3 pseudogenes are annotated in these 2,150 nt (G+C 57.9%); 1 reads left to right on the top strand and 2 read right to left on the bottom strand.

Annotated features, from left to right (window positions below):
* Positions 1-182 (top strand): annotated as a pseudogene (gene purU, locus BLL36_RS29870) (formyltetrahydrofolate deformylase); the annotation flags it as partial.
* A gap of 177 nt (positions 183-359) precedes the next feature.
* On the opposite strand, the pseudogene BLL36_RS29865 reads toward purU (BLL36_RS29870), so the two are convergent.
* Both BLL36_RS29865 and purU (BLL36_RS29860) read right to left on the bottom strand, forming a co-directional pair.
* A pseudogene (locus BLL36_RS29865) lies at positions 360-1,658 on the bottom strand (MFS transporter).
* 310 nt (positions 1,659-1,968) lie between these two features.
* Positions 1,969-2,150: pseudogene (gene purU, locus BLL36_RS29860) on the bottom strand (formyltetrahydrofolate deformylase); the annotation flags it as partial.

Here is a 2,150-nt window from a genome sequence, read left to right as displayed (position 1 = left end):
CCGTGCGGGTCACCCACGGGCAATCTGCCGAGGATTATGTGAGCCTTGGCCGGGATGTGGAGAGCCAGGTGCTGGCGCGAGCCTTGCACGCCCATGTGCATCGGCGTGCATTTCTCAACGGGAACAAGACCGTGGTTTTCCCGGCCTCACCAGGCTCCTTCTCGTCCGAGCGTATCGGATAATCAGGCGAATATTAGAATGCCTGAAGGCGACCTCACCGCGTATACGAGGCATCGGTGGGTCGCCGATTGGTTTTGGGCGAGTTCAATAAGAGCTGCCAGTAAGACCTATCGATAGAGCTGAACACTTGGCAACCCGGGGATCGTCGGGAGATACCGGCCGGCCTTCATATCCTCCGCTCATACCTTGTGATCAATGCCGTCTCCGAGACGTCGCACGGCCACTGAAAGAAATCCCATCAAACAAATCAGTCCGCCTAGAACACCTATTACGACGAATAGCCATCGCACGCCGATGAGTTCACCCAGCGGGGTAGTCAGCGCCAAGCCAACCGGAGCGGCCAGCCCCATGACCATGTTCAGCAACGAGAACGCGCGCCCTTGCAGGTGATTGGGAATACTGCTTTGCAGCAACGCAGTCAAAGGGGCATCGCCAAGAATGAAGGTCAGACCGCTGACCATCCACCAAGCCACGGCGAGGCCGAACAGGTTGGCGGGCATCACACCGGTCAGCGCTAGCGCGAAGCACGATGTGGCGAATCCCCACAGGATCCAGGACACCTGCTTGCGCGGCGCAAACGACGCCACAACCAAGCCACCGAGCACCATGCCACCGCCCGCCAATCCTTCAATCAATGCCACTTCCGGCGCGCCGCCGCCGAAATGCTCCTTGACCAGCAAAGGCACCAACGTGAAAGAAGGCATGATGACGAGTACCACGGCGCCCATCAGCGCGTAAAGGCGGCGCAGGCCGGGGTGGTTCCAGATCAAATACAAGCCCTCGCGAAATTCACTCCATATGCCCGACAGGCCGGTGCGGTTGCCGTTGAATGCTTGGGGAATGCGGTAGATCAGCAAAGACAAGCAGGCCAGCAACGCCGTTGCTACGTCTATGGACAGCGCCCAGCCTAACGGCATCACGCTGATTGCGAGCGCGCCTAGCGGTGCGGCCGCGACCAGAGTCACGCCCTGCATCGCTTGGCTCAGGCCCGCTGCACGCGGCAAAAAGCTGCGGGGTACAAGCATTGCCACACTGGCCGATGCGGCCGGTGTCTGAAGGGCCTGCATCGCGCTCCGCACGAACATCATTAAGTAAACGTGCCACAGTTCGATACGTTCCGTAAGAAACAGCGCGATCAATACCAACATGCACAGCGCGCTAATCGTATCGGCTGTGACCATCAGCACGCGGCGGCTGTAGCGATCAGCGAATGTGCCTCCCAGCGGGCTGATTAGCGCCTACGGCAGCAGAGCCGCCAACCCTGCGCAGGCAAGTGCTGATACGCTGCCAGTGGTGTCTGTGATCAACCACAGGAGAACGAACTGGGTCAGCGCCGAGCCGACCAGAGAAAGGATTTGGCCGGAAAAAATTATCCAGAAGCGTACCTGCCAGTTTCGGCCAGGATCGTAGCTGTCTGAACTGGAAAACAAATCGCCGGCAACGTTATTGACGGGTTCCAGGATGCTAGGTGAAGCCATCAGAAATGGTTTCCAACTGTGGATTTTTTTAGCGCGGTAAACGTGTTGGTGGGGGTTGGGAGTAAGCGTTTGCCCAACACAGCATTACCGCCCCAGGAGGAGTACTCCGAGCAAGCGTTACAGGTTTATTAGCAATAAAGGTGTGATCAAGCTTCGACTGAAGCTGAAGGCAGGAAATTGCAACCATGCTTTAAGATACTGCGTGCCGTTGTTGTCGTCGCACTGGGTGACTTCGTAGATTCCACAAGTGCCGTCACACGACCTCCCCATTCCGCGTGACGGCTTTGAATCATGAAACTGCGCGAGCTATTCAGCCAATGCGATCCGAAGAAAAGGAACCCGGTGACGCCGGAAAAAGAACAGTTTTGTTCCCGTTGAGAAATGCACGCCGATGCACATGGGCGTGCAAGGCTCGCGCCAGCACCTGGCTCTCCACATCCCGGCCAAGGCTCACATAATCCTCGGCAGATTGCCCGTGGGTGACCCGCACGG

This window comes from Pseudomonas cedrina subsp. cedrina (assembly GCF_001983175.1).
Lineage (GTDB): Bacteria > Pseudomonadota > Gammaproteobacteria > Pseudomonadales > Pseudomonadaceae > Aquipseudomonas > Aquipseudomonas cedrina.
This window is presented reverse-complemented; position numbering and strand designations above follow the sequence as displayed.